This window comes from Aromatoleum toluolicum, assembly GCF_012911005.2.
Lineage (GTDB): Bacteria > Pseudomonadota > Gammaproteobacteria > Burkholderiales > Rhodocyclaceae > Aromatoleum > Aromatoleum toluolicum.
This window is the reverse complement of sequence record NZ_WTVS01000180.1, coordinates 1-809: the sequence shown is the minus strand read 5'-3', so window position 1 is coordinate 809 and position 809 is coordinate 1. Positions and strand designations below refer to the sequence as shown.

The window sequence follows — 809 nt, the reverse complement described above, 5'->3', positions numbered from 1 at the left end:
GCGAGGCGAACTCGATGCCTGCGCGGATCTTCTCGCCCTCCGCGGCGAAGTTGAACGCCATGCCGAAGAACAGCGCGTACAGCAGCTGCGGCCCGCCCTGGTGCTCGGCGACGAAGCTCGCCGCCAGCGCGATCGTGATCGCCGTCAGCACACCCGGCCACAGCTGGGTAATGGTCGCAAAGTTCAGCATGCTCATTGCCCGCGCCTGGATGGTCATCGATTCGTCCCTGCTCATGCGGCCAGACTCAGTTCCGGTACCGTGCCGAAGCGCTGCGCGCGAACCGTATCCTTCAGCAGGAAGTGCGACAGGGCCGGGATCAGGATCAGTGCACCGACCATGTTCCACACGAACATGAAGGTCAGCAGGATGCCCATGTCGGCCTGGAACTTGATCGGCGACCAGATCCACGTCACCACCCCCGCGGCGAGCGTCACGCCCACCAGCGCGACCACCTTGCCCGTAAACTGCAGAGCACAGCGGTGCGCCTCCGCAAGGGTCGCATCGGCACGCTGCTGCGCCAGCTGAATGCTCAGCAGGTACAGCGCGTAGTCGACGCCGATCCCCACGCCCAGCGCGATCACCGGCAAGGTGCCGACCTTCACGCCGATCCCCAGCACCACCATCAGCGCCTCGCACAGGATCGAGGTCACCACCAGCGGCACCACCGCGACGATCACCGCACGCCAGTTGCGGAAGGTGATGAAGCACAGCACGATCACCGCCCCATACACGTAGAACAGCATCGTGCGGTTGGCTTCCTTCACGACGATGTTGGTCGCCGCCTCGATGCCGGCGCTGCCCGCGGCGA

1 protein-coding gene and 1 pseudogene are annotated in these 809 nt (G+C 65.4%); both read right to left on the bottom strand.

Translation table 11 applies throughout. From position 1 onward, the window contains the following. Positions 1 to 235, bottom strand: a pseudogene (locus GPA27_RS28260) (putative sulfate exporter family transporter); the annotation flags it as partial. Next, on the bottom strand, positions 232 to 809 hold a 578-nt coding region (locus GPA27_RS28255), incomplete at its 5' end, for an MMPL family transporter (protein WP_169143727.1). The gene GPA27_RS28255 and the pseudogene GPA27_RS28260, both read right to left, overlap by 4 nt.